Below are 23,617 nucleotides of genomic sequence, written 5' to 3'. Positions count from 1 at the left end.
ACGAGTCCCCTTGGGGCTCGTTTTTTTGTTGCCGCGTCGGGAAACAAATACTGATCATATGCACCTTAGGTCAGGGCCTTTGCCCGGCATCGGCGGAAAACCCGCTTCCGTTAGCGCAAGCGCCTGACCACACAACTTGTTTCTTGTGACAGGCGCGCTATAGACGAGGCCAGATATAGAAACGATATTTCGCGGAGAGACCGGATCATGGCGCAAGAGATCAACCAGGAACAGTTTGACCGTATCGCAAACGGCGCGGGCTTCATTGCAGCACTGGACCAATCCGGCGGCTCCACCCCAAAGGCTTTGGGCCTCTATGGCGTCACCGAAGATGCGTTTTCCAACGATGACGAAATGTTTGGTGAGATCCAGAAGATGCGGGCGCGCATCATCTGCGCGCCTGCGTTCAGCTCCGGCAAAATCCTGGGCGCTATCCTGTTTGAAAAAACCATGGACAATGCCATCGATGCAACACCTGTCCCGACATACCTTTGGGAAAAATGCGGTGTCGTCCCCTTTCTCAAGGTCGACAAGGGCCTGGCCGATGAAGCCGACGGCGTGCAGATGATGAAGCCGATGCCCGATCTCGACGCATTGCTGGCACGTGCCGTCGAAAAGGGCATCTTTGGCACCAAAATGCGTTCGGTGGTGAAAGAGGCAAATCCGCAAGGCATCAAGAACGTCGTGGCCCAGCAGTTCGAAGTTGGCAAGCAGATCGCAGCCGCAGGTCTGGTGCCAATTATCGAACCAGAGGTGGACATCAACTCCCCGACCAAAGCAGAGGCAGAAATCTTCCTCAAGGCAGAGCTGAAAGACCAGCTCGACGCGCTGCCCGAAGGCACCAAGGTTTCGCTGAAACTGACTATCCCCACCGCGGCTGGCCTGTATGATTCCCTCGCCGACCACCCTGCCGTGGTCCGCGTTGTGGCCCTGTCTGGTGGCTACAGCACAGATGACGCCTGCGCGAAACTGTCCCAGAATAGCAAGATGATCGCCTCCTTCAGTCGCGCGCTGACCGAAGGTCTGAACGTTGCGATGTCCGAAGACGAATATAACGCCGCACTTGGGTCCAACATCGACAAGATCTATCAGGCTTCGCTGTAACTTTTACAGCCGTAGCAAGTGTCAGACAAAAACGGGGCCGCACCATTTGGGCGGCCCTTTTTCGTGCTCTCTCAACCGGCCTTCCTCAATCAACCTGCGGCGCGGCAAAACACTCGGCGAGCCAAGCTTCAAACAGCTGACATTCAGGCCGCAGCGGTCCACGACCGTCGCGCCGGATCAAGTAATGAGACTGCTGAAACGGCATCGCGGGTCCAGCAATTGCCAGCGCCATGCCGCTTTTGATTGCCAGAGTGGCAAATCGGGTCAGTACCGTGGCATAGCCACCGCCCCCGGCCACCAGTTGTAGCGCTGCGACCGTCGTATCCACCGAAAAGCGCGCGTGCTCATTGGCATGGGCGGCATAGGGCAACCCATGGGCAGAGAAATAGCGCGCCCAGTGATCCTCGTAGCCCAGAATGTGGATCAGCGGCCCCTCCAGCAAATCACCCACCGTCTGAGGTTGCACTTCCCCTGCGCGACAAACCGGCACGATCGTCTCTTGCGACAAACGGGTGGCCGTCACCCCCTGCCAATCGCCATGGCCCAGCCGGATTTCCACATCCGCATCGACATCATCGCGTGGGTCAGGTTCAGTCCAGATATTTGAAACCAGCCGAATGTTGATGCCAGGGTGGCGGGCTGAAAAGTCGGGCAAAAGATGCGCCAGCCACAGTGCCGAAGTAGAAACCGGCACCCGCACGGTCAGCGTCTGTGCCGCCTCGGCCCCGAACAACCGGCTTGTCGACAGCGAAATATCCCCCAGCGCCTGACGCACCGTCAGCGCGTAGGCCTGACCGATCTCTGTCAGCTCCAGATGGCGCGCCGCACGGTAAAACAATTTGCTGCCAAGCCGGGCTTCCAGTGAGCGGATATGCAAACTGACGGCCGTTTGCGTCAGCCCCAGTTCGCGCCCGGTCTCGGTAAAGTTCAACAGTCTTGCCGCCGCCTCAAAAGTTCGAAGCCAGGTCAGGTTGGAAAGCCGGTCATCCACATTATCACCAAATATTTTTGGGCATTATTGCCAATTTTTATCATTTTACTTTCACCCCGTCGCGCCCTTTCTTGGCTCAAAGAGAACCTGAATGCGCCCGGTCCATACCCGGAACAAAATGACGACATGGGAGAACACACATGAAAGTAGGCTTTATCGGTCTTGGCAATGTTGGCGCCAAACTGTCCGGCTCTTTGCTTCGCAATGGCATTGATCTGACAGTGCATGACCTGAACCCCGATCTGGTTGCACAGTTTGTCGCCAAGGGTGCCACAGCGGGCGAAAGCCCGGCGCAGCTGATGCGCGACTGCGATGCGGTGATCACCTGCCTGCCCTCGCCTGCGGCCTCTGACGCGGTGATGCAGGACATGCTGCCCGAGGTGCGTGAAGGCAAAATCTGGATGGAAATGTCCACCACCGATGAGGCCGAAGCAAAACGTCTGGGTGGCATGGTCATCGCAGCAGGCGGCGCGGCGGTAGACTGTCCGGTTTCCGGTGGCTGCCACCGGGCGGATACTGGCAATATCGCCATCTTTGCCGGCTGTGACCGGGCCACATTTGAACGCATCCTACCCTTTCTCACCACCATGGGGCGGCGCGTATTGCACACAGGTGAACTGGGCTCCGCCTCGGTTCTGAAAGTTCTGACCAACTATTTGGCCACCGTGCATCTGGTCGCCAATGCCGAAGCATTGGTGACAGCCAAGGCCGCTGGCATGGATCTCAATACCGCTTACGAGGCGATCAAGATCAGCTCAGGCAATTCGTTTTCGCATATCACCGAAAGCCAGGTCATTTTGAACGGCAGCCGCGACATCTCTTTCACCATGGATCTGGTGAAAAAGGACGTGGGCCTGTTTCAGGAAATCGCCGAGCGCAACAACGTGCCGCTGGAAATCAGCCCGATGATGGTACAGATCTTTGAGGATGGCATTGCCAGATACGGTGATCGTGAACTGTCGCCCAACATCATTCGCCGCCTTGAAGATGCAACTGGCCTGTCCATCCTCGCTCCCGGTTTCCCGCCTGAAATGACCGATGATGAGCCGGAGGAGCCGGGTTACGAAGTGATCCCGCAAGGCAAAGAAACAACGGCCTAACGGCTGGCTCAGCGCAAAATTTTTGGCGGCGTCAGAAAACTGGCGCCGCCATCTCCTTTTGCAACCATTTGAAAGGGTTGCAAAAGTCAGAACAGTCTGGGAGGGAGGACTGTCCATTCTGATATAAAGCGCCACCGCGCCATTTAAAGAGCCTATTTGAAAACCGGGGCGCGTTTTTGCATTTGCGCGGCAATCACTTCCATCTGTTCGGGCTTGCCGATCAGCTTCACCTGCTCGGCGCTTTCGCGCAGCAGCACCTCAGACTGGCTGGCCCCGGATTCCGCATATTCAATCATCCGCTTGGCGGCCCGGATAGCCGTGGGACCCTTACCTGCAATCTCTGCAGCCAGCGCCTGTGCGGCTGCCAGTGGCTCATCCGACAGCGAGGTCACCAAACCCCAGTGCTCTGCCTGTGCGCCGTCAATTGGTGTGGCGGTATAGGTGAGCTGGCGCAACACATCCGATCGCACCAGTTTCGGCAACAGCACCATCCCGCCCATGTCGGGGATAATGCCCCATTTCATCTCCATGACAGCAAGCCTCGCATCAGGTGCTGCAATACGGATGTCTGCGCCCAGCGCCATCTGCAACCCACCACCATAAACCGCGCCCTGAAGGGCGGCAATCACAGGAATCTCCAACCGGCGCCAGGCCATAGCGACTTCCTGCATTTCATTGGCGTCCGCATGGCTGCGCTCCATGAGCCAGGCCTCAGGGTCGACCTTGCCCATCTGCATGAAGCTCATGAGATCCAACCCGGCGCAAAAACTCTTGCCTTCGCCGACCAGAACCACCACCCGCGCATCCGAGGCCGCAACCTCTTCTGCTGCGGCCAGGATCGCCTTGACCATGGCATCATCCAGCGCGTTCATCTTGTCGCCCCGTGTCAGGGTGACATGAGCGATATGGTCTTTGATCTCAACGGATACCCGCGCCATTTCGGCACCTCCTGCAATTTACCTTTGCCTGAAAGACTGCCTCGATTGCCCGCCCCGTTCCAGCATAACGCCGGGGCAGAGCTGAAACCTCCCCGGCGTCATATCCCCCAATCGGTGTCGGAAAAGTCAGCGTATCACTGGCGTATCACCGGCGCACCTCTGGCAGATCCTTGGCAAAGCCGCGACCAAAGCCCGGCCCATCCAGCGACATCACATAGAAATCTTCGCCGACGATAAGCGCGCTGGTGGTCACCCCCAGCCGCCCCGATGGGTCCTGCAGGTCACGCAGGATATTGCCGTTTTCGTCGAACTGCATCACCATGCCGCGATGAATAGGTGCCGGGCGCACCTTGGGCCCCAGCCGCCACAGCACCTTGCGCAAAAACGGATAGGGCATCAGCACTTCGGCAGGTACACGCGGGCTGGCAAAAGCAAGCCAGAAGGTGCCATCGCCCTGTGCCTCCAGATTGTCTGGATAGCCCGGAAGATTGCCCAAAAACAGTTCCATCTCGCCCGCCTTGTCGCCGGTCAACCACAGGCGATGCACCCGGGCGCGGCCCGTCTCGTTGATCAGAAGAAAGTCTTCCTCCTGCGACAGGGCCACGCCATTGGTATAGACAAACCCGGTTGCGATCTTCTCGACTGTGCCGTCCGGCAGACGCCGCGCCACATATCCGGTATCGGATTGTTCCCAGATTGTCAGCACCGAGGTAGGTTTGGTGCCGCCCATTGTTTCAGGATCAAAACGATCAGAGGAGTTGGAGAAATAGACCGTGCCATCGCGCGCGATATCCAGCTGGTTTGCATAGACAAGCGGCGCGCCCTCGACCTCGCTCACTAGGGTTTCCAATTGCCCCGGCCCGGTCCAGCGCAAAATACCCCGATAGCTGTCAGCAATATAAAGCGTCCCGTCAGGACCAGCCTTCAGGCCCAGTGGGCGCCCGCCCAGATCTTCGATCTTTTCCGGTTGCGCGCCATCAATGCGGTAAAGCCCACCTGCCAGATCGGTTGTATAGATCGTGCCATCTGGCATCACCGCCAGATCCTCGGGACCAATCGCGCCATCCGGCAGCTTGATCAGCTCCAGGGCGGCCATGGCGTCATTGTCTTCGAACTCACCGGTCATCCCCGGCGCCTTAAGCGGTTCATAGACCTCAGGCTCCACCGGGACCGGCCAGAACAGCAAATATCCCAGGCCCAGCACGACGCCCCCCAACAGAATTTTTTTCATTCTCAAATCTCCCAGCTTTTCTCAAATTTTGCCGCAGTCTGCTCTTGGATGCGGTGCCATGCAAGCCTTGCCAACTCCGTCCCACCTCCCCCCCATCGCAACGCTCCGTTTCATCCCTTTGTCGCATCCCCCTTGCTGCCTTTGGCGCATTTGCGGTATCTGGCAGGCATGAAAACGCCACGCTACACCCCGCTTGCCCAATCGCTGCCCTCCACCGTGCCCTTTGTCGGCCCGGAAACCCAGGAGCGCGCCCGCGGCGGCGCCTTTGCCGCGCGCCTTGGTGCCAATGAAAACATCTTTGGCCCTTCGCCCAAAGCGATCAAAGCCATGCAGGATGCCTGCACCGAGATCTGGAAATATGGCGATGCTGAAAACCACGAGCTGATCCAGGCGCTCACTACCCTCCACGGGGTTGCGCCGCACAACATCATGGTCGGCGAAGGCATCGACGGCTTGCTTGGCTATCTGGTGCGACTATTGGTTGGGCCGGGCGATGCAGTTGTTACCTCGGCCGGGGCCTACCCGACCTTCAACTACCATGTGGCCGGTTTTGGCGGCACCCTGCATATGGTGCCCTACAAACACGACCATGAAGACCCCGCATCATTGTTTGCCAAGGCAGCAGAGGTCGATGCCAAACTGGTCTATCTGGCCAACCCGGACAACCCGATGGGCAGCTGGCACAGAGGCGCCGATATCGTCGCTGCACTGGATCTGCTGCCAGAGGGTACGCTGTTGCTGCTGGATGAGGCCTATGTGGAATGCGCTCCCGAGGGCACTGCCGCGCCAGTCGACATTAATGATCCCCGCGTGATCCGCATGCGTACCTTTTCCAAGGCCTATGGCATGGCAGGCGCCCGCGTCGGCTATGCCCTGGCCGAGGCCGGGCTGATCTCGGCCTTCAACAAGGTGCGCAACCATTTTGGCATGAACCGCGCCGCCCAGGCGGGTGCGCTGGCCGCCGTTCTTGATCAGGACTGGCTGGCGCATGTGCTGGGTGAAATTTCGACGGCGCGTGACCGCATTGCCAAGATCGCCGCTGAAAACGGGCTCACTGCGCTGCCCTCGGCCACCAACTTTGTCGCAATTGACTGTGGTCAAGATGGGGCCTTTGCCAAATCGGTGCTGGATGCGCTGGTGGCCCAGGGGGTCTTTGTCCGTATGCCCTTTGCCGCCCCCCAAAACCGCTGCATCCGCGTCAGCTGTGGGCCGGATGCCGCGCTCACAGCCTTTGCCGACGCTTTACCAAAGGCACTTTCCGCTGCAAGATCCGGCCAGACTATTTCCGAACAGGTCTGACTAGATCAAGTCCGAACAGCTCCGCCTGGCACAGAAATCTGGCACAAAAGAAGACAGCATCTGCTGTTGGAAACCCCTCGTAGGCCAAACGGCTCGCGGGGGTTTTACCGGACTTTCACCTCTGGCGCGCTAGACTCTTCTGGGTAGTCACCAAGAAAGGGTCAAACCAGGAGGGTCAATCATGGACAATCACAAGGACAACCATCGCAAGCACACCCAATCTCAGCCGGATGTGCCAGATCTGTTCTCCGCCGCCATCACCTTTGCCGGTATCAACCTGATGTGGGTTTTCTTTGCCCTTTGGGTGGTCTTTGGCATGGTGCCGGTACTGATCTTGGCGGTGTTTCTCAACCACCTGATCAACCGGCTCGAAATTCGCCTGCAACACCGTGCGGTGTGAAAGGCAGGCGAGCCTCGCCTTTCACTCAGTTTTCAAGGCCTGCCCCGGTCACACATGAGCAGGCCTGTGATCAAGCCTGACGATCAGTAGGGCCGCCCAGAACCTGCGCTGCAGCCTGAAGTGCACCCTCACCGTGCGGGATCTTCAGCGCAGTCAGCCCGGCCTCGATACCTCCCAGCAGCCCCATGATCATGTGACCATTGACATGCCCCATATGGCCAAGCCGGAAATGGCCATGCCATTCCGGACTGTCCGGCGGTGCCAGCCCAAGACCGATGCCAAGCGTCAGGCCAAGGTTGTCTTCCAGCCAACGGCGCAGTTCAGTGGCGCGCGGGGCAGGCAGATGCAGCGCTGTCACCGCATGTGACCGCAGCGCCGGATCAGTGACATTCATCCGCAATCCCTGTGCAGGATCCGATATATCACCCCAGGCGGAACAGGCCGCCCAGATCACCTGCGCCAGATGAGCATGACGAGCCCAGACCGCCTCCAGCCCTTCGCCGTGAATAAGATCCAGCGCTGCCCGCAGACCATAAAGATGATGCGTTGGGGCGGTGCCGCCAAAATATTGATAGAACTCTTCCGGGTTGGCCCGCGGCGTCCAATCCCAATAGCGGCTCACACGCGGCAGTCTCGCCCGTGCCTCAGCAGCTTTATCATTGAAAAACACAAAACTGACCCCCGCAGGGGTCATCAGTCCCTTTTGCGAGGCCGTGACCATAACATCAACGCCCCAGGCGTCCATTTCAAACCGGTCACAGCCCAAAGACGCGATGCAATCGGCCATCAGCAAAGCCGGGTGCTGTGCCTCATCCATAACGGCGCGCAAGGCAGGAATATCATTACGAATAGAGCTGGAGGTATCAACATGCACCCCCAGTACCGCCTTGATCTGATGGGCGGGGTCCGCTGCCAGACGCTCTGCGACGCGCCCCAGTTCCCAACCAGATGCGGTGCCAAAATCCAGCACCTCGACCTCGATTCCCAAGGCTTCGGCCATTTCTGACCAGCCCAGGGCGAACCGGCCGGACGCAGGCACCAGCACCCGGTCACCGGGCTGCAGCGTATTCATCAGAGCAGCTTCCCAGGCGCCATGACCATTGGAAATATAGATCGCCGCAAAATGCTGCGTCCCCGCGACCGCCTTTAGGTCCGGGATCAAACTGTCGGTTAGATCCAGCAATTCGCCGGCGTAAATATTCGGCGAGGGTCGGTGCATGGCTTGCAACACCGGATCCGGAATCACCGAAGGTCCCGGAATGGCCAGATAGGGTCGCCCACCGGAGGGGGTGCCAATTGGGCGACCAGTTGGGTTTGATGTCGTGCTCATCTTTTGCCTCACACACAGGGTTTACACGCGATCACCTGATCGCCTGTTCAACCAATCTTTCATCGGCGCAACCCTAGCCCGCCTCTGCCCGAGGTCAATTCCCGAAAATCGACAAATCCACACCGCACTGAGCACTCCATGACCTCCCCCACGGGGGCAGAAAGCTTGCACCCTCGCCCTGAGCTGCTTAAATGGCCTCCACGAAGTCACGAGAAGGCGCAGAATGACCCTGAATTTGCGACGCTTTCCCAGCCGGAATTTCACGACATGAGCAATGAACACACCTCTTCCCGCGAGCTATTGGGCTGGCTTTGGCGCGGCTATCTGCGCCATTACATGGGTCTTTTGGGCATTGCTGTCGTTTTCATGCTGCTCGAAGGCGCCACCATGGGTGCCCTCGGCTATATGATGCAGCCGATGTTTGATCTGGTCTTTGTTGCCGGAAACACCAATGCACTGGTCTGGGTAAGTCTGGCCTTTTTGGGGATCTTCACCCTGCGCGGTGTCTCCAGTGTTGCGCAGAAAGTGCTGTTGAGCAAAGTCTCGCAGACCTCGGCCGCGCATCTGCGCAAAGACATGCTGGCGCGTCTCATTCGGCAGGATCCATCGTTTCACCAGACCCATGCGCCGGGCCTGCTGCTGCAGCGGGTGCAGACCGATGTGAGCGCCATCAACAATGTTTGGCAGTCGATGATCACCGGCGCCGGGCGCGATGCCGTGGCCCTGGTTGCGGTGCTTGGCGTTGCTGTCAGTATTGACTGGCGCTGGACCCTGATTCTGCTGATCGGCGTGCCGGGATTGCTGCTGCCAATCTCGCTGGTGCAGAAATACGTCCGCCGCAAAGCCTCTGAGGCGCGCGATCTGGGCGCTGCCCTCGCCACCCGTCTGGACGAGATTTTTCACGGCATCGTGCCAATCAAGCTCAACAAGCTCGAAGACTACCAGCAAAAGCGTTTCGGCGATCATACTGACCAATTTGTCCGTGCCGAGGTCAAAGCTGCCTTTGGCACATCGTCAATCTCGGGCATGACCGATATCATGGCGGGTGTCGGTTTCATGGCTGTGCTGCTCTATGGTGGCTCTGAAATCATCGCAGGCGAGAAAACCGTCGGTCAATTCATGAGCTTTTTTACCTCGGTCGGCCTGTCGTTTGAGCCAATGCGTCGTCTCGCCAATATCTCCGGGATCTGGCAGGCCGCCGCCGCCGCTCTGGAACGGATCAAGGCGCTGATGGATGCCCCTATCCTGCTAACATCACCCGAACACCCCAAACCCGCCCCCAAGGGGCTGCCCGGTATCAAGCTGGAAGGCGTCAGTCTCAATTACGGCGAAGCAGAAATTCTGCGCGGGCTGACGCTGGAGGCCGAAGCCGGCAAAACCACGGCCCTGGTGGGAGCGTCAGGCGCGGGGAAATCAACCATCTTCAACCTGTTGACCCGCATGGTGGACCCGCAGATGGGCGCGGTTCAGGTGGGCGGGACTGCGGTCGGAGATCTTGCAACTGACGATCTGCGCGGCTTGTTCTCTGTGGTGACACAAGAGGGGCTGTTGTTTGATGAAACCCTACGCGAAAACATCGTGTTGGGGCGCACGGATGTCTCTGAGGAAGCGCTGCAAAAAGCACTGGATGACTCCCATGTCTCCGATTTCCTCGGCAAGCTGCCGGATGGGCTGGAAACAATGGTGGGGCCGCGTGGCTCTGCCCTGTCTGGTGGCCAGCGCCAACGGGTGGTGATCGCCCGTGCCTTGCTGCGCGACACCCCTGTCCTGCTGCTGGATGAAGCCACCTCGGCGCTGGATGCGCAGTCAGAAAAAGTCGTGCAGCAGGCGCTGGACCGTCTTGCAGGCGGGCGTACAACACTGGTGATTGCTCATAGGCTGTCGACGGTGCGCAACGCTGATAAAATTGTGGTGATGGAACGGGGTCAGGTGGCGGATCAGGGCACCCACGAAGAGCTGCTGGAGCGCGGCGGCATCTACGCTGATCTATACCGGTTGCAGTTTCAGGACGGCAAGACGCTGCTTGATCCACAGGGCATGGCAGCGCAAATCCCAGCTGTTGTGGTGCAGAACAGTGCTGCACAACCTAGCTGGTTGCGCCGCATGGTTGGTCGGCTGCTCAGCTAGGGGTGGTTTCAGCCGGGACCAGCAACTGCCAGCCTTGAACTCCAGCTATTTGTGATAGCTGCGCGCCAGTGTTTTGGGATCTGCTCCCAGAAGAAAGCGAAGCAGCGTCAGCAAATTGCGCCCTCCTCGGCACAGCCAGCCGTCACGTTGATAGCGCGCCGCGCTTGTTCGGGCTTCGACCGCAAGCGCCTGTAAGTTGCTGAGACGCTTTGCCAGCTCCACATCCTCCATCAGGGGCTGATCCGGATAGGCACCGGCCTCCAAATAGGCTGCACGTGAAATCAGCAGTCCCTGATCGCCATAGGGCAAACCAAAAAGACGCGACCGCAGATTGGCCCAGCCCGCCACCAGACTTGGGGCCAGCCCCTTTGCCCGGAATCGCAAGTTGAAATAGGCAGGCGCGCGCTGTCGCCCCTCATCGCCCGCCCCCTCAAGATGCTGCGCTACCACTGCGGCCCAGCCCGGCGACAGCTGGGTATCCGCGTGCAAGACCAGCAGCCAGTCCCCTTTTGCCACAGCACAGCCCCGGCGCAGCTGCCCACCACGCGACGCAGGCCCGGTGACTAGACTGGCCCCCACGTCAGCTGCAATCTCTGTCGTGGCATCCTCCGATCCCCCATCGCTGATAATCAGCTCATGGATCAGCCCCTCTGACACCCCCTCCATGAGGGACCCTAGGCACTCCGGCAGCTCTGCTGCGGCATTCAAGGTGGGGATCACAACACTCAGAGGCGCGGGCATGGCGTTTTCCTGTTCAACTCTGGCATCATTCCTATATCACTGGTGCAACAAATGGCCATGCCCACTTGGGACGACCAGACAGATCACTTTTACCAAGCCCCAACCAAACGGGCCTTCGGGAGACCACATATGCGCGCGCGTAAAATTCTTCGCCTGACCGGAGCCGACACTCGTGATTTTCTGCAGGGGCTGATCACCAATGACATCAACAAGATTGATCAGGGGCTGGTCTATGCTGCAATGCTGACACCGCAGGGTAAATACCTGGCGGATTTCTTTTTGTCAGCAGATGGTGCCGATGTTCTCTTGGATGTGGATGCGGAATTGGCCGAGGCCCTGCTCAAACGCCTGACAATGTATCGTCTGCGCGCCAAGGTCGAGATCAGCCTCACCGATCTGGCAGTCAAACGGGGCACTGGTCCAATTCCCGAAGGCGCGCTGGCAGACCCGCGCAATTCTGATCTGGGATGGCGCCTGATTGGCCAGGATGGCGGTGAAGACGACAGCGACTGGGCCGCATTGCATGTGGCCCATTGCGTGCCTCAAAGTGGTATCGAGTTAGGTCCCGACAGCTATATTCTCGAGATGGGGTTCGAAGCGCTGAACGGAGTTGATTTTCGCAAGGGCTGCTATGTCGGCCAGGAGGTCACCGCCCGCATGAAGCACAAAACGGAGTTGCGTAAAGGTCTGCGCGTGGTCGAGATCACAGGCGCAGCCCCGGTCGGCAGTGCGATCACCGCCGCAGACAAGCCCGTGGGGACTTTGTTCACCCAAGCCGGTGGCAAGGCCATTGCTTATCTGCGGTTTGATCGCGCCAAGGGAGAAATGCAGGCGGAAAGCGCCCATATTTCGCTAGGCTGATATCTCTCCTAAAACAGAAATCACTTGGCGCGCCGGAAACTTGGCTGGCCGGACATCAGAGTGGTGCGACCTCGCGGATATTGAGTTGGGTTGCCCAGCTGTCGTGGTCGGCAGGGACGTTTTCCTTCATGGCACGGGTACCGATGTCCAGCCGCACCGCCTCGGTGGTTGAAAAGACACCAACCACATCGCCGTAGCGCAGGTTGCCCGTGTTGGGCCCGTCAAGACGCTGAAATTGCAGAACTGTCGCCCAGGATACATGCGAAGCCGGCACGTCCTCTTTCATCGCTCTGGTTCCAATATCCAGCCGCACGGCCTCAGTTTCAGAAAACAAACCAATGACATGATCTGTATGAACCGGCCCTTCGCTTGGCCCATCTACCCGTTTGACAACCAAGCGGGTCGCCCAACTGTTGTGATCGGCAGGAACGTTTTCTTTGACGGCACGGGTGCCGATATCGAGTCTCACTTCCTTTGTGGAAGAAAAAACTCCAATCGGTTCGTTGAAATTAATAATTTCTGCTGTACTCGTTCCAGTCATAATCAAACTCCTCGCCATTTTAAACCATAGGTTGACCATCCATTAACACGCACAATCATTTTTTCGAAATAAACTCAGCGAAAAAAGCAACCCGAGCGAGATACGATACTAAAAAACGGAGACATCATGCGCCACCGCCTTGCCTTGCTACTACCGATTGTTATGCTCCCCTTTGGCCTGCCGGCCAGCGCCCAGAGCTATTGGGAATATGGCGCCTGGCGCGTTCATACCGAAATCCGGGAAAGCACTGAAGACACCACCAAGACCTGCACCGCTATCACCGGAGGAGATGGGCTCCCCTCGTTGCGCCTCTCGGTCATCAATCTCGATGGTGGCCCGCCTGCGGATTACCCAGAGCCGTTGCTGCACGAATCCGCGATACGCGGCCACAGTACGCTTATTCAGAACGGTCAGGCCGTCGGGTTTGTCTTTGACGGGCAAGCCGCCTTTTACGGCATCGCCAGTGGTTATCTCGATGCCGAAGGCTTTGCCCATGCAGAGGTTGAACCGCGCTGGCAGGATACCGTCAACATGCTGCTCTGGATGAAGGCAGGGCAAAGCATCGACATTCGCCTTGTGCACCCCTTTGAGGCCGGAAAGCCCCTCCTGCAGGTTTCCCTCCGGGGCTTTACCGCAGCCTACGGTAAAATGATGGATGAATGTGGTCACAGCACCCATATTCCGGCCCCTGAATAAGACCGGCTTTATCCCGTTTGATGCCGCACCTCTGAGCCCAACAAAAAAAGCCCCGCGACCTATCAGGTCAGCGGGGCTTTTCAATCCAGACAAAAGCGCAGAGGTCAGGCGCGTTCGGAGTATTCCATGGTATCGGTATTGACCACGATCATCTCATCCTGGCCCACAAAAGGCGGCACCATGACTTTGACGCCATTATCGAGGATCGCAGGCTTGAAGGAGTTGGCAGCTGTCTGCCCCTTCACAACCGGTTCTGTCTCAACGATTTTGCAGGTCACTTTCTGCGGCACCGTCGCGTGGAGCGCTTCGGCATCGTAAAATTCGACAACAATTGTCATGCCATCCTGCAGGAACGGGCGACGATCACCCAGCAGTTCCGCAGGCAGCTCAATCTGCTCATAGGTTTCGGTGTCCATAAAGATTAGCATGCCATCACTCTCGTAGAGGAATTGCTGATCTTTTTGCTCCAGGCGTACGCGTTCTACTTTGTCGGCGCTGCGGAACCGTTCGTTCAGTTTCGAGCCATTGCGCAGGTTACGCAGTTCGACCTGTGCAAAAGCGCCACCTTTACCGGGCTTTACGTGATCGACCTTAACCGCGGCCCAAAGTCCGCCGTTGTGCTCCAGGACATTACCTGGGCGGATCTCGTTACCATTGATCTTGGGCATCTGAAAAATCCATCTCGGAAGGTTGATGATATGTTAAACCTCCCTATATCTGTCGTGGTCTCAGCTGGCAAGACAACGATATGTCGTAGGAAACGCGTAGAAGCTATGCAAAATTTGCATGAAAGCTATGCACATACAGGCTACCCGAATCGTCACAGTTCCGTCATAAGGAACGCCACGCCGAGAATTGCAATGGCAAGAACAACAAAGGAAACGGGATGCGAGATTTCGTTGACGGCACCGCGTATAACAATGAACAGGGCAACCGAGCACGCAAGCTCTTTGCAGCTGTAGTCTTGGCCGCGCTGGATGACGCTATTGCCGATGATAAAAAATATGGCAACGGCCCCGAACAAATAGCCCGCTGGGCCCGCTCACGCGATGGTCGCGAAGTCCTCAGCTGTGCTGGCATCGACCCCAACGAACGGGTTGTCGGCGGATTGATGGAATTCGTGGGCCGTGGTGTGCGCACCTCGGTTGCGCTGTCGCGTGAAGAAAGCGAACGTCGCAATGCAGCCCAGGCTGAAGCGGCCTAGGCTCAAATTTACGATACTGCCAAAAGTAAGGCGCGTCCTGGGGGGCGCGCTTTTCTTTTTTGCGCGCCAACAACCATTGAAGCGTTTTGTCTGTCGGCATTCTGTCGGCATAATGTCGTGGCCTGATGGCTTTCAGGCGATTTTGCCCGACCACTTCCGGCCTGGATTGATATGCTGACAAAGAGGCTTTTCCTGTCGTCTCAGATCGGCGATCAGAGTATTTCCTAGCAAATCAATTCGGAGGCATACAGAGAAATCCCATGGTAGCACGCGCGCTCATGATCCAAGGCACCGGCAGCAACGTCGGAAAATCCATGCTGGTGGCGGGACTGGCGCGGGCCTATCTGAAACGTGGTCTGAAAGTGGCCCCCTTCAAGCCGCAAAACATGTCCAACAATGCTGCCGTTACCCCCGAAGGTGGTGAAATCGGGCGTGCACAGGCCTTGCAGGCGCGCGCCGCCGGCCTTGCCCCGCATGTGGATATGAACCCCGTCCTGTTGAAGCCGGAAACCGATACCGGGGCTCAGATTATCGTACAGGGCAAGCGGCGCGGCACCCAGGCCGCCGGATCCTTCATGCGCGACAAATCAGGCCTGCTCGAGGCCGCCTGTGACAGCTACTATCGGCTTGCCGCTGGTGTTGATTTGATGCTGATCGAGGGGGCGGGCTCGCCGGCGGAGACCAATCTGCGCAAAGGCGATATTGCCAATATGGGCTTTGCCTGCGCGGTACAGGCACCTGTGGTTCTGGTCGGAGACATTCACCGCGGCGGTGTCATTGCGCAGATCGTTGGCACCAAAGCCGTACTGGAAGAACAAGATCTGGACCGGATCGTCGGTTTCGCCGTCAATCGTTTTAGAGGTGACATCAGCCTGTTTGATGCCGGGCGTGATGATATCGCCCGTCGTACAGGCTGGCCCTCACTTGGTGTAGTCCCCTGGTTTTGGGATGCCTGGAAACTCCCGGCTGAAGACATGATGGATATCGCTTCGCGCAGCGGCGGTGCCTGCAAGATCGTGGTGCCGCAACTGGAACGCATGGCCAATTTTGACGACCTGGATCCATTGGCAGCAGAGCCCGAAGTTACGGTGGAGATCGTCCCCCCTGGGCGTGCTTTACCCGGCGACGCAGACCTGGTCTTGATCCCCGGCAGCAAGTCCACCATCGGTGACCTTGCCTATCTGCGGGCACAGGGCTGGGACATCGATATTCTTGCCCACCATCGGCGCGGCGGACACGTGCTGGGGCTTTGTGGTGGCTATCAGATGCTTGGCAAAACGATTGACGACCCCCAAGGCGTCGACGGCCGCCCCGGCAAAGTAGACGGGCTGGGCCTTTTGGATGTGCACACTGTGATGTCCGGCGACAAACACGTGACATTGACCAAAGCCCGCAGTGACAAAGGTGATCTACCAGTTGATGGTTATGAAATCCATATGGGCCGCACCGAAGGCCCGGACTGCGCCCGCGCTTGGCTGCGCATCGGTGATCGCATGGATGGCGCAGTGTCGGGTGATGGCCGGGTCATGGGGTCCTATCTGCACGGGCTGTTTAGCTCCGATCCGTTTCGCGCCAGTTTTCTGTCAGACCTCGGTGTCGAAAGCCAAACCGGATATGATCAGGGCGTAGAAGATACGCTGGACGCCCTTGCCGAGCATCTTGAACGCCACATGGATCTGGATCAGTTGCTCGCGCTGTCTACCCCGGTGCCGCCGCAGACTTGAAACTTCGTCTGATTGTGACTGCAACTGGTGAGGCGGCACTCTGGTAGAGGCCGCACAAGACACGCCGGGATTCTCCGCCTCCCCCTCCTGCGACCACTACAGCCTAAAGCACCAGCCCTACGCAGGGTTTCTTCTCGGTGGTCGTCAATCAAGGCCTCCTTGTCAGAGGCCTTCGGGAAGACGGTGACTGTTGGGGAGAAGCAATCTGTCCAGCAGCAAGTCAAGGCGGCACAGCCAAGCCCATATCGCCTAACCGTCACCTTTGCCGACAGATCAGTTCAGCTCGAAACCCTCTGGATGAGGACCCCGATCGAGGCGTTCAGGCAAGATCCTGAGCGGCAAGCGCGCGGTGAATTTCACGGCGCACGAGTTTGCGCACGTTACGGGTGATACGTTCACCCAAAGCCCCCTGTAGCTCCGAGCGGACGATTTCCGCAACCAGATCCCGCAGGCTGTCTTCGTCCAGAAAGCTATCTTCGGCAGACAATTCTTCCAAACGTTCCATCGTCGCCTCCGTCACGGCATCCGCCGCCAGGTCCGGAGCATCACCACCCTGCCCCGAAGACGTGGCCTGAGCCTTCATGTCGGTCTGGTTCTGATCTGGATCTTTTTCTTCATCACCTCTGGCAGGGCTTTCTGCTTGCGAGCTATCGCCGGTCACACCTTCAAGGTGATCTTTCCATTCCAATGTCTCGATATTGGTCCCGGCATAGGGATCTTGCGAGCGGCCATCGGGCTCCCATTGCTCTTCGGATCTGGCGACCTTGGCTTCCAGTTCCGCAATTTTCTGGACCACGGCAGACACGCGCGCTCCCGCAGCCGCCTCCTGCTCCAATAAATCTTGCTCCTCATGCGGAGCGTCAGATGGAAAATCGCCAGCTGCATCTTCACCGATGTCACCTTGGTCACCGGCGGCTGCCGCATGAAACAGGGTCGCATCCGGGTCATGCCAAGGCGCGGCGTCCAATGCTCCCGCCTCGCTCACACTAGTTTCCTGATTGTCTTCTGCCGCTTCGCCTGCGCCATGATCCTCGGCAGTGCAGTCATTCTCGAAACCGTCAACACCCGAATCTGCGGTCAGCGTGTCCAGGGTCTCGGAGCGGGCTTGCGGCGGATTCGCGCTTTCCGCTGTCCTCACCGGCGCTATGTGATGGAACTCTGGCGTGTGAACCGGGTCATTCTGTTCGAATGCCACTTTCATCTCGCTCTGCCCACCACGCCCCTTATCGCTATCATCTGCATGTGATGCGTCAGACGATCTCTCATTGGAAGCAGTGGGAGTTGGCAAAGTGGGGCTGGTTTCGGCACAGTCCTTCGGGCTATTGGGCTCCGGATCGGAGACCCGAAGTGCCGGGGTCAGGACCAGTCGGGATGCCGCTTTAGGAGGAGTCTGAACCGGTTGTGGCCGCGGAGCTGTACGCCCGTCCTCGCTCACCAGACGACGAATGGAGGACAGGACATCTTCGATTTCAGCCTGTGTAACGGGATCCGACATATTTTTTCAACCACTCTAGCCTTTGAGACAAGTTTAGCCGCCCTCCCCCGTTCACACAACAACTAGAGAGAATTTTCAATTCTTCCCCAAGACCTTCGAAGGCCCTCGGCTCTCTCCAAGGACCCTCAGCACGGCCTCAAGGCTCTCAGTTCTTTCCCAAAGCCCTGAGAACGCGATCAAGATCTTTCCCCCGGCGGCTAACCGGCGAAGGCGCGTCTTTGACCAAATTATAGTATAGTGTGGGATCGTAGATTTCTACTGCCAGACCAAGGTGTTCCGCCGTCAGCAATCCCTGTGCCTGCAACAATGCATAGGCTGCCGAGGCCTGACTCGCTCGCGCCTGAACCCGCGCAGTTTGCGCATCCAGAAGATCCTGCTCTGCCTGCAGCACGTCCAGTGTTGTGCGAGCGCCAAGGGTGGCCTCTTCGCGGATACCATCAAAAGCCACCCTTGCAGCCCTGACGCTCTCGTTCGAAGACACGAGGCTTGCGGCCGCCGCTTCCAGTGTAACATAGGCAGCCGCGACATCTTGGGTCACAGCGCGCTGGATTGTAATCAACTGGCCTTTGTTCGCATCCCTGCTGGCAATACTGGCCCGTATACCGGAAGCCTTTGATCCACCTGTATAGAGGTTTTGCCGGAATACGATGCTGGCACCGGAACTGTCGAAATCAACGGAATTGCTGACACCCAGTGTATCACTGACTTCGGCATTCAGAGTAACAGTTGGACCCAGACCTTTTTGTGCCGACTGCACCGAATAGTCCGAAGCCTTTACGGTGTGTTGCTGCGCCAGAAGACTGGGGTGATTACGCGCAGCCACCGCTTCAGCGGCCTGCAAGGAAGACGCCCGCTTGGGCAAAGGCGGCTGTCCGGCAATGGTGCCGATCGGATGGCCAACCGCCTCTACGTAGGAGGCTTTTGCCTCCAGAAGGTTACCGCGGCTTTCAATCAGAGATGCACGTGCTGAAGCAACCCGGCTTTGCGCCAGAGCAACATCCGTCCGCGTCACTTCGCCAACCTCAAATCGATCCTGAGAGGCCTTCAACTCTTCTTGCAATAGGCGCAGGTTGTTGCTTTGAAGCTGCACTGTATCTTGCTGGAGCAGCACATTGACATAGGCCTGCACCGCCGAGAACAGAACCTGCTGTTCAATGTTGAGCAGGGATTGACGTGTGGCCAGAACCACCTGCTGCGCTGCAAGTTGGCGCATGCGTGACACGCCACCGTCATAGAGCAACAAACCAAAGGTGAGCCCTGTCGACAGCTGATTGCTACGCAGACCGGGTGTCACGCTGGAATAGCTGTTGCTGGCTGTAATGGTCCAATCGATCACCGGCCGCAGCAGCGCAACCGTTGCGGCGACATCCTCGTCCGTGGCCCGCAACAGCGCGCGGTTCTGTTCCAACAGTCCGCTGTTTTTATAGGCGCCGATCAGGGCGTCCGACAGGTTGTCTGCCTGCGCGCCCTTTGGCATGGCAAATGCAAGGGCAACACTGCCCGCAAATACAAACGTTTTAAACAAACTCGCCGAAAATTTCTTTCGCATCGGTAGCCTTATCGTTTGCCGCGCCGCCAGCCGCGGTAGGTTGGGGATCAAGCCGCAAAGAAAAATGCGACCCGAGTATTCCATTGTTTTTTTCCGTCGTGGTCTTTGCGTCCTGGGCCAAAATTCTTGCTACTCCTGTCCCAAGAGTATCATCCAAACCGGGTTAAAGCGCAAACTCTGGTTTGCGTGCAAAACCCGGCAGCACTGCAGCGCCCGCGTTGAATGCAAAGCGCCAGGAGATCTGCTCACCACGTTTATAGCCGATTTTCACCTCGCCCAGAGCCCCCGTCATGAAGATCACAGCAATCCGCCCGCCATCTTTCAGTTGGGCCAAAAGACTGTCCGGAAGCTCCTCGACACCGCCCTGTACCAGGATCACATCATAGGGGCCGTGCTCTGCCGCGCCGTCAGTCAAAGGCCCGACATGCACAATGGCATTGTCTGCTCCGACCTCGGAAAGCTGGCTCTGAGCATCCACCGACATGGTCTCGTCTTCTTCGACGCCAATCACCATGACAGCCAGACGCGCGGCGACAGCCGTCGAATAGCCAAGGCCGCAGCCGACATCCAATACCAGCTCATCGCTTTGAATATCCAGTGCGTCCAGCATCTTGGCCAGTGTGCGCGCCTCAATCAAAGTGCGATTGCCACCCAGATCCATGTTGCGGTCAGCATAGGCGCCTTCGCGCTGTGCATCAGGAACAAATTCTTCCCGCGGGACAGCCAGCAAAGCCTCGATGATCGGATATTTTGTCACATCTGATGGGCGGACCTGAGTGTCCACCATCATACGGCGGCGTTCGGCGAAATCGGTCATATGCTAAACTCTTTTGTTCAGTCAGTTACGAAAGGTTGTGCCATATCCCCGCCGACACAGCAACGGGGCCAATGGCGATTTGCGCGCCATGATGCACCAGAGCCTATTTCTTTTTTACAAACTTGGTCAAAATGACAATGCGCTGCCCTTCGACCCGCCCTTCGATATGTTCGGGATTGTCCTGCACCAGTGAAATTCCCCGTACCGCGGTGCCGCGCTTGGCGGTAAACCCCGCGCCTTTGACCGGTAAATCCTTGATCAGCACCACATTATCTCCGGCAACAAGCACAGCGCCATTGCTATCGACATGCCCTCCGGACTGCGGCTGGTTGTCAGCCCAGGCCCGGGCCTCATCATCAAGCCAAAGCTGGTCGGCAAGATCGCGCGCCCACTGCTGCCCACCGTCCTGCCCCCCATCGGGACCGGAAAGACGCCCTAAAAGGCGTGCCGCTAGCACCTGCACGGCGGTCTCTTGCGACCACATGGAAGATGCCAGACAACGCCAGTGGTTCGGCTCAAGGTCACCTTCGATCTGGCCCTGACAGGTGGCACAAATCTCGACTCCGGCGTCATCGGGGCCACCGCTGACGGCAAAAAAACGGGTCGCTGCATCGGCAGAACACAGGGCACAGGTCATGGCAGATCTCCAGAAAACAGCACTGCCTCGCCTTAGCCCCTTCCAACAGGAATGAAAAGCCTGTCGCGCCGCGCCAAAACCACCCCATAAAGGCCCCCTCTTTCAACCAAAGAGTCTGCCCAGAAGAGATCACCTTATTGGGCGCAACCGCTGCAAAACGGAGTGGCCGGCAGCAGGTCCAGTCGTTTCGGCGCAATGGCGTCGCCGCAGATCAGGCAATAGCCATAGGATCCGTCACTCAACCGGGCCAGCGCAGCATCAATCTGGCGCACCTCTTCCAACTCGTTGAGCCCCAAGGTTTCAAGCACCTCATCCCCCTGACGCTCAGAGGATCGATCCTCCCAATCCTTTGACATAGGAGCGTCAAGCGCGTGCTCGACTTCCAGCAGATGCCCCGTCAGCGCCTTGCGACGGGCTTCGAGTGACTGCTTTCGCGCTGCAAAATCCATGCGTTACCTCCCAATTTTTGGCCTAAGACCACCATCCCCAAAGTTCAGCCTACGTCATTGACCCGTATCAACATACTCGCGAGATTTGGGGAGTGTTGCGGAAATTTCACGGTAGAAAGCCCGGAGGTCAAAGAAAAACTGCCTCAAATCCGAAAGACCGCCTCAAACGCACCCATTTCTGACCAGAGCATCGGGGAGGAGCCGCAAAACCTTGCAACAAAAAACGGGGCCGAAGCCCCGTCTTGAAAGTGTCAAAAATTCTGCGCTGCTTAGCTGTCCATTTTCAGGGCCGAAATAAAGGCTTCCTGCGGGATGTCGACTTTGCCGAACTGGCGCATCTTCTTTTTCCCCTTTTTCTGCTTCTCCAGCAGTTTCTTCTTACGCGAGGCATCACCACCATAACATTTGGCGGTCACATCCTTGCGCATAGCCGACAGGGTCTCGCGCGCGATCACCTTGCCACCGATGGCGGCCTGAATCGGGATCTTGAACATGTGGCGCGGGATCAGGTCTTTCAGCTTTTCAACCATGGCACGGCCACGGGCTTCGGCGCGGTCGCGGTGCACCATCATCGACAGCGCATCCACCGGCTCGTCATTCACCAGCACCGACATCTTGACCAGATTGTCGGTCTGATAGCCGGTCATCTGATAGTCAAACGACGCGTATCCCTTGGTCACCGATTTCAACCGGTCATAAAAATCAAACACCACCTCGTTCAGCGGCAGATCGTAAACTGCCATGGCACGGCTGCCTGCATAGGTGAGGTCCAGCTGGATGCCACGACGATCCTGGCACAGCTTCAACACATCGCCAAGATATTCGTCCGGCACCAGAATGGTCGCCTTGATGCGCGGCTCTTCCAGGTGATCAACGATGGTCAAGTCGGGCATGTCGGCAGGGTTGTGCAGCTCGGTCATGGTGCCGTCGCGCATGTGGATATGATAGACCACCGAGGGTGCTGTGGTGATCAGCTCGATGTTATATTCGCGCTCCACCCGGTCCCGGATCACCTCAAGGTGCAACAGACCCAGGAAACCACAACGGAAGCCAAAGCCCAGCGCCGCCGAAGTCTCCATTTCAAAGCTGAAAGACGCATCATTCAGCGCCAGCTTGTCGATGGCATCGCGCAGGTCTTCGAATTCGGCACTGTCGACCGGGAACAACCCACAGAACACCACTGGCTGCGCGGGCTTAAAGCCCGGTAGCGCGTCGGTGGTGCCCTTTTTCTCATGGGTGATTGTATCGCCCACACGGGTATCGCGCACCTGCTTGATCGAAGCGGTGAGGAAGCCGATCTCGCCGGGGCCCAGCTCATCAATCACTTCCATCTCAGGACGGAAAACACCGATGCGATCCACATGGTGCACCGAACCGTTAGAGAGCATCTTGATCCGTTCGCCCTTTTTTAGAACGCCGTCCATGATGCGCACGAGTACGATCACGCCAAGATAGGCATCATACCAGCTGTCCACCAGCATCGCCTTCAGCGGTGCATCGCGGGTGCCTTTGGGGGCAGGCAATTCATTGACGATGGCCTCGAGTGTCTCATGAATGCCTTCGCCGGTCTTGGCCGAAACCCGAATGGCGCCAGTCGCCTCAATGCCAATAACATCTTCGATCTGTTCCGCAACCCGATCACAATCCGAAGCTGGAAGGTCGATCTTGTTCAGCACCGGCACGATCTCGTGGTCGGCCTCCATGGCGTGATAGACATTTGCCAGGGTCTGCGCTTCAACCCCTTGCGTGCTGTCGACCACCAGCAATGAGCCTTCAACCGCACGCATTGAGCGGGAGACCTCATAGGCGAAATCGACGTGGCCGGGGGTGTCGATCAGGTTGAGAACATAATTCTCACCATCGTCCGCCTTGTAATCAATCCGGACCGTGTTGGCCTTGATGGTGATGCCGCGCTCGCGCTCGATGTCCATACTATCAAGCAGCTGCGCCTTCATATCGCGCACCTCCACCGTGCCGGTCTCTTGGATGAGCCGGTCTGCGAGGGTGGATTTGCCATGGTCGATATGGGCGACGATGGAGAAATTGCGGATTTTGGCGAGATCAGTCATGCTCAGGCGTATGATTTGGAATCAGAGATTGGTCAAGAAGGGACAGCCAATTTGGGCTATTCATTTGAAGAAGAACTTCTCAAGTTTCGCTCTTTAGACAGCAAGCAACGTGGAACCATGACGGGAAGGGTGTTCCTTCGTGCACTTTCCCTTTTTGAACGTAACACTTCTCCTGCAATTTCAGACGAAGTAACTCTGAACTGCCTAAAACTTATCCTCTCAATTTGGACATCTCAAAGTGACCATTCGCCCGACGACCGGCTTTGTTGCACAAATCGGTTTCTGAGGGGACTTCCCCTTTCCCCGGACGGAAT

At 57.7% G+C, this 23,617-nt stretch carries 24 protein-coding genes; 10 read left to right on the top strand and 14 right to left on the bottom strand.

Going from position 1 to position 23,617, the window contains the following annotated elements:
* Window positions 1-207: 207 nt before the first annotated feature.
* Window positions 208-1,104, top strand: a complete 897-nt coding sequence (locus PH5382_RS11955; RefSeq protein WP_058334624.1) for a fructose bisphosphate aldolase — start codon at window positions 208-210, stop codon at window positions 1,102-1,104.
* An 85-nt stretch (window positions 1,105-1,189) separates the two neighbouring features.
* Here PH5382_RS11955 and PH5382_RS11950 read toward each other — a convergent pair whose 3' ends face one another.
* Window positions 1,190-2,095, bottom strand: a complete 906-nt coding sequence (locus PH5382_RS11950; protein WP_058334623.1) for a LysR substrate-binding domain-containing protein — start codon at window positions 2,093-2,095, stop codon at window positions 1,190-1,192.
* Between the two features lie 140 nt (window positions 2,096-2,235).
* Between PH5382_RS11950 and PH5382_RS11945 the strand changes: the two genes are divergently transcribed.
* On the top strand, window positions 2,236-3,195 hold the full coding sequence (locus PH5382_RS11945) for an NAD(P)-dependent oxidoreductase (RefSeq protein ID WP_058334622.1): 960 nt from the start codon (window positions 2,236-2,238) through the stop codon (window positions 3,193-3,195).
* 152 nt (window positions 3,196-3,347) lie between these two features.
* Here the strand turns inward: PH5382_RS11945 and PH5382_RS11940 are convergent, their stop codons facing one another.
* Both PH5382_RS11940 and PH5382_RS11935 read right to left on the bottom strand, forming a co-directional pair.
* Entirely contained in the window at window positions 3,348-4,133 is a 786-nt protein-coding gene (locus PH5382_RS11940) for a crotonase/enoyl-CoA hydratase family protein (RefSeq protein ID WP_058334621.1), read from the bottom strand.
* Between the two features lie 145 nt (window positions 4,134-4,278).
* On the bottom strand, window positions 4,279-5,364 hold the full coding sequence (locus tag PH5382_RS11935; protein WP_058334620.1) for an SMP-30/gluconolactonase/LRE family protein: 1,086 nt from the start codon (window positions 5,362-5,364) through the stop codon (window positions 4,279-4,281).
* A gap of 168 nt (window positions 5,365-5,532) precedes the next feature.
* On the opposite strand from PH5382_RS11935, the gene PH5382_RS11930 reads away from it, so the two are divergent.
* Window positions 5,533-6,663, top strand: coding sequence for a pyridoxal phosphate-dependent aminotransferase (locus tag PH5382_RS11930; protein ID WP_058334730.1), 1,131 nt, complete (start codon window positions 5,533-5,535; stop codon window positions 6,661-6,663).
* A gap of 181 nt (window positions 6,664-6,844) precedes the next feature.
* Window positions 6,845-7,063 (top strand): hypothetical protein, encoded by a 219-nt coding sequence (locus tag PH5382_RS11925; RefSeq protein WP_058334619.1) that lies wholly within the window; start codon window positions 6,845-6,847, stop codon window positions 7,061-7,063.
* A gap of 70 nt (window positions 7,064-7,133) precedes the next feature.
* Here PH5382_RS11925 and PH5382_RS11920 read toward each other — a convergent pair whose 3' ends face one another.
* On the bottom strand, window positions 7,134-8,393 hold the full coding sequence (locus PH5382_RS11920) for a pyridoxal-phosphate-dependent aminotransferase family protein (RefSeq protein WP_058334618.1): 1,260 nt from the start codon (window positions 8,391-8,393) through the stop codon (window positions 7,134-7,136).
* Between the two features lie 267 nt (window positions 8,394-8,660).
* Here PH5382_RS11920 and PH5382_RS11915 point away from each other — a divergent pair, with 267 nt between their 5' ends.
* Entirely contained in the window at window positions 8,661-10,520 is a 1,860-nt protein-coding gene (locus PH5382_RS11915) for an ABC transporter ATP-binding protein (RefSeq protein ID WP_058334617.1), read from the top strand.
* Between the two features lie 45 nt (window positions 10,521-10,565).
* Here the strand turns inward: PH5382_RS11915 and PH5382_RS11910 are convergent, their stop codons facing one another.
* Window positions 10,566-11,261, bottom strand: coding sequence for a TIGR04283 family arsenosugar biosynthesis glycosyltransferase (locus PH5382_RS11910; protein WP_058334616.1), 696 nt, complete (start codon window positions 11,259-11,261; stop codon window positions 10,566-10,568).
* A gap of 129 nt (window positions 11,262-11,390) precedes the next feature.
* Between PH5382_RS11910 and PH5382_RS11905 the strand changes: the two genes are divergently transcribed.
* Complete coding sequence (locus PH5382_RS11905; protein ID WP_058334615.1) at window positions 11,391-12,122, top strand: CAF17-like 4Fe-4S cluster assembly/insertion protein YgfZ; 732 nt, start codon at window positions 11,391-11,393, stop codon at window positions 12,120-12,122.
* Between the two features lie 55 nt (window positions 12,123-12,177).
* On the opposite strand, the gene PH5382_RS11900 is transcribed toward PH5382_RS11905, so the two are convergent.
* Entirely contained in the window at window positions 12,178-12,663 is a 486-nt protein-coding gene (locus PH5382_RS11900) for a hypothetical protein (RefSeq protein WP_058334614.1), read from the bottom strand.
* A 126-nt stretch (window positions 12,664-12,789) separates the two neighbouring features.
* Here PH5382_RS11900 and PH5382_RS11895 point away from each other — a divergent pair, with 126 nt between their 5' ends.
* Window positions 12,790-13,359: an invasion associated locus B family protein gene (locus PH5382_RS11895; protein WP_058334613.1), complete on the top strand. Its 570-nt coding sequence runs from the start codon at window positions 12,790-12,792 to the stop codon at window positions 13,357-13,359.
* 104 nt (window positions 13,360-13,463) lie between these two features.
* Here PH5382_RS11895 and efp read toward each other — a convergent pair whose 3' ends face one another.
* Window positions 13,464-14,027 carry an elongation factor P gene (gene efp, locus PH5382_RS11890; protein WP_058334612.1) on the bottom strand — a complete coding sequence of 188 codons (564 nt, stop codon included), beginning with the start codon at window positions 14,025-14,027 and terminating at the stop codon, window positions 13,464-13,466.
* Window positions 14,028-14,245: 218 nt separating this feature from the next.
* Between efp and PH5382_RS11885 the strand changes: the two genes are divergently transcribed.
* Complete coding sequence (locus tag PH5382_RS11885) at window positions 14,246-14,563, top strand: DUF6280 family protein (protein ID WP_008207990.1); 318 nt, start codon at window positions 14,246-14,248, stop codon at window positions 14,561-14,563.
* A gap of 260 nt (window positions 14,564-14,823) precedes the next feature.
* The gene (locus tag PH5382_RS11880; protein WP_058334611.1) at window positions 14,824-16,287 is read left to right on the top strand and encodes a cobyric acid synthase; all 1,464 of its coding nucleotides are present in this window, start codon (window positions 14,824-14,826) and stop codon (window positions 16,285-16,287) included.
* A 319-nt stretch (window positions 16,288-16,606) separates the two neighbouring features.
* Here the strand turns inward: PH5382_RS11880 and PH5382_RS11875 are convergent, their stop codons facing one another.
* The 7 genes from PH5382_RS11875 to lepA form a co-directional block, all read right to left on the bottom strand.
* Window positions 16,607-17,782 carry a hypothetical protein gene (locus tag PH5382_RS11875; protein WP_156414896.1) on the bottom strand — a complete coding sequence of 392 codons (1,176 nt, stop codon included), beginning with the start codon at window positions 17,780-17,782 and terminating at the stop codon, window positions 16,607-16,609.
* Between the two features lie 145 nt (window positions 17,783-17,927).
* Complete coding sequence (locus PH5382_RS11870) at window positions 17,928-19,331, bottom strand: TolC family outer membrane protein (protein ID WP_058334729.1); 1,404 nt, start codon at window positions 19,329-19,331, stop codon at window positions 17,928-17,930.
* On the bottom strand, window positions 19,300-19,488 hold the full coding sequence (locus PH5382_RS19750; protein WP_156414895.1) for a hypothetical protein: 189 nt from the start codon (window positions 19,486-19,488) through the stop codon (window positions 19,300-19,302). Before PH5382_RS19750 ends, PH5382_RS11870 begins: the two co-directional genes overlap by 32 nt.
* 6 nt (window positions 19,489-19,494) lie before the next feature.
* The gene (locus tag PH5382_RS11865) at window positions 19,495-20,148 is read right to left on the bottom strand and encodes a protein-L-isoaspartate O-methyltransferase family protein (protein WP_058334609.1); all 654 of its coding nucleotides are present in this window, start codon (window positions 20,146-20,148) and stop codon (window positions 19,495-19,497) included.
* 103 nt (window positions 20,149-20,251) lie between these two features.
* Window positions 20,252-20,785 carry a PhnA domain-containing protein gene (locus PH5382_RS11860; RefSeq protein ID WP_058334608.1) on the bottom strand — a complete coding sequence of 178 codons (534 nt, stop codon included), beginning with the start codon at window positions 20,783-20,785 and terminating at the stop codon, window positions 20,252-20,254.
* A 134-nt stretch (window positions 20,786-20,919) separates the two neighbouring features.
* Entirely contained in the window at window positions 20,920-21,234 is a 315-nt protein-coding gene (locus PH5382_RS11855; RefSeq protein ID WP_058334607.1) for a TraR/DksA family transcriptional regulator, read from the bottom strand.
* A gap of 269 nt (window positions 21,235-21,503) precedes the next feature.
* Entirely contained in the window at window positions 21,504-23,303 is a 1,800-nt protein-coding gene (gene lepA / locus PH5382_RS11850; protein ID WP_058334606.1) for a translation elongation factor 4, read from the bottom strand.
* Here lepA and PH5382_RS20130 point away from each other — a divergent pair.
* Window positions 23,259-23,617: hypothetical protein (locus tag PH5382_RS20130; protein WP_231751862.1), on the top strand; the 359-nt coding region annotated here is incomplete at its 3' end. The genes lepA and PH5382_RS20130 overlap by 45 nt on opposite strands.

Origin of the sequence: Phaeobacter sp. CECT 5382, assembly GCF_001457775.1 — a bacterium.
Taxonomy (GTDB): domain Bacteria; phylum Pseudomonadota; class Alphaproteobacteria; order Rhodobacterales; family Rhodobacteraceae; genus Pseudophaeobacter.
Note: the sequence above shows the minus strand (reverse complement) of the source record. Positions and strands in the feature narration are given on the sequence as shown.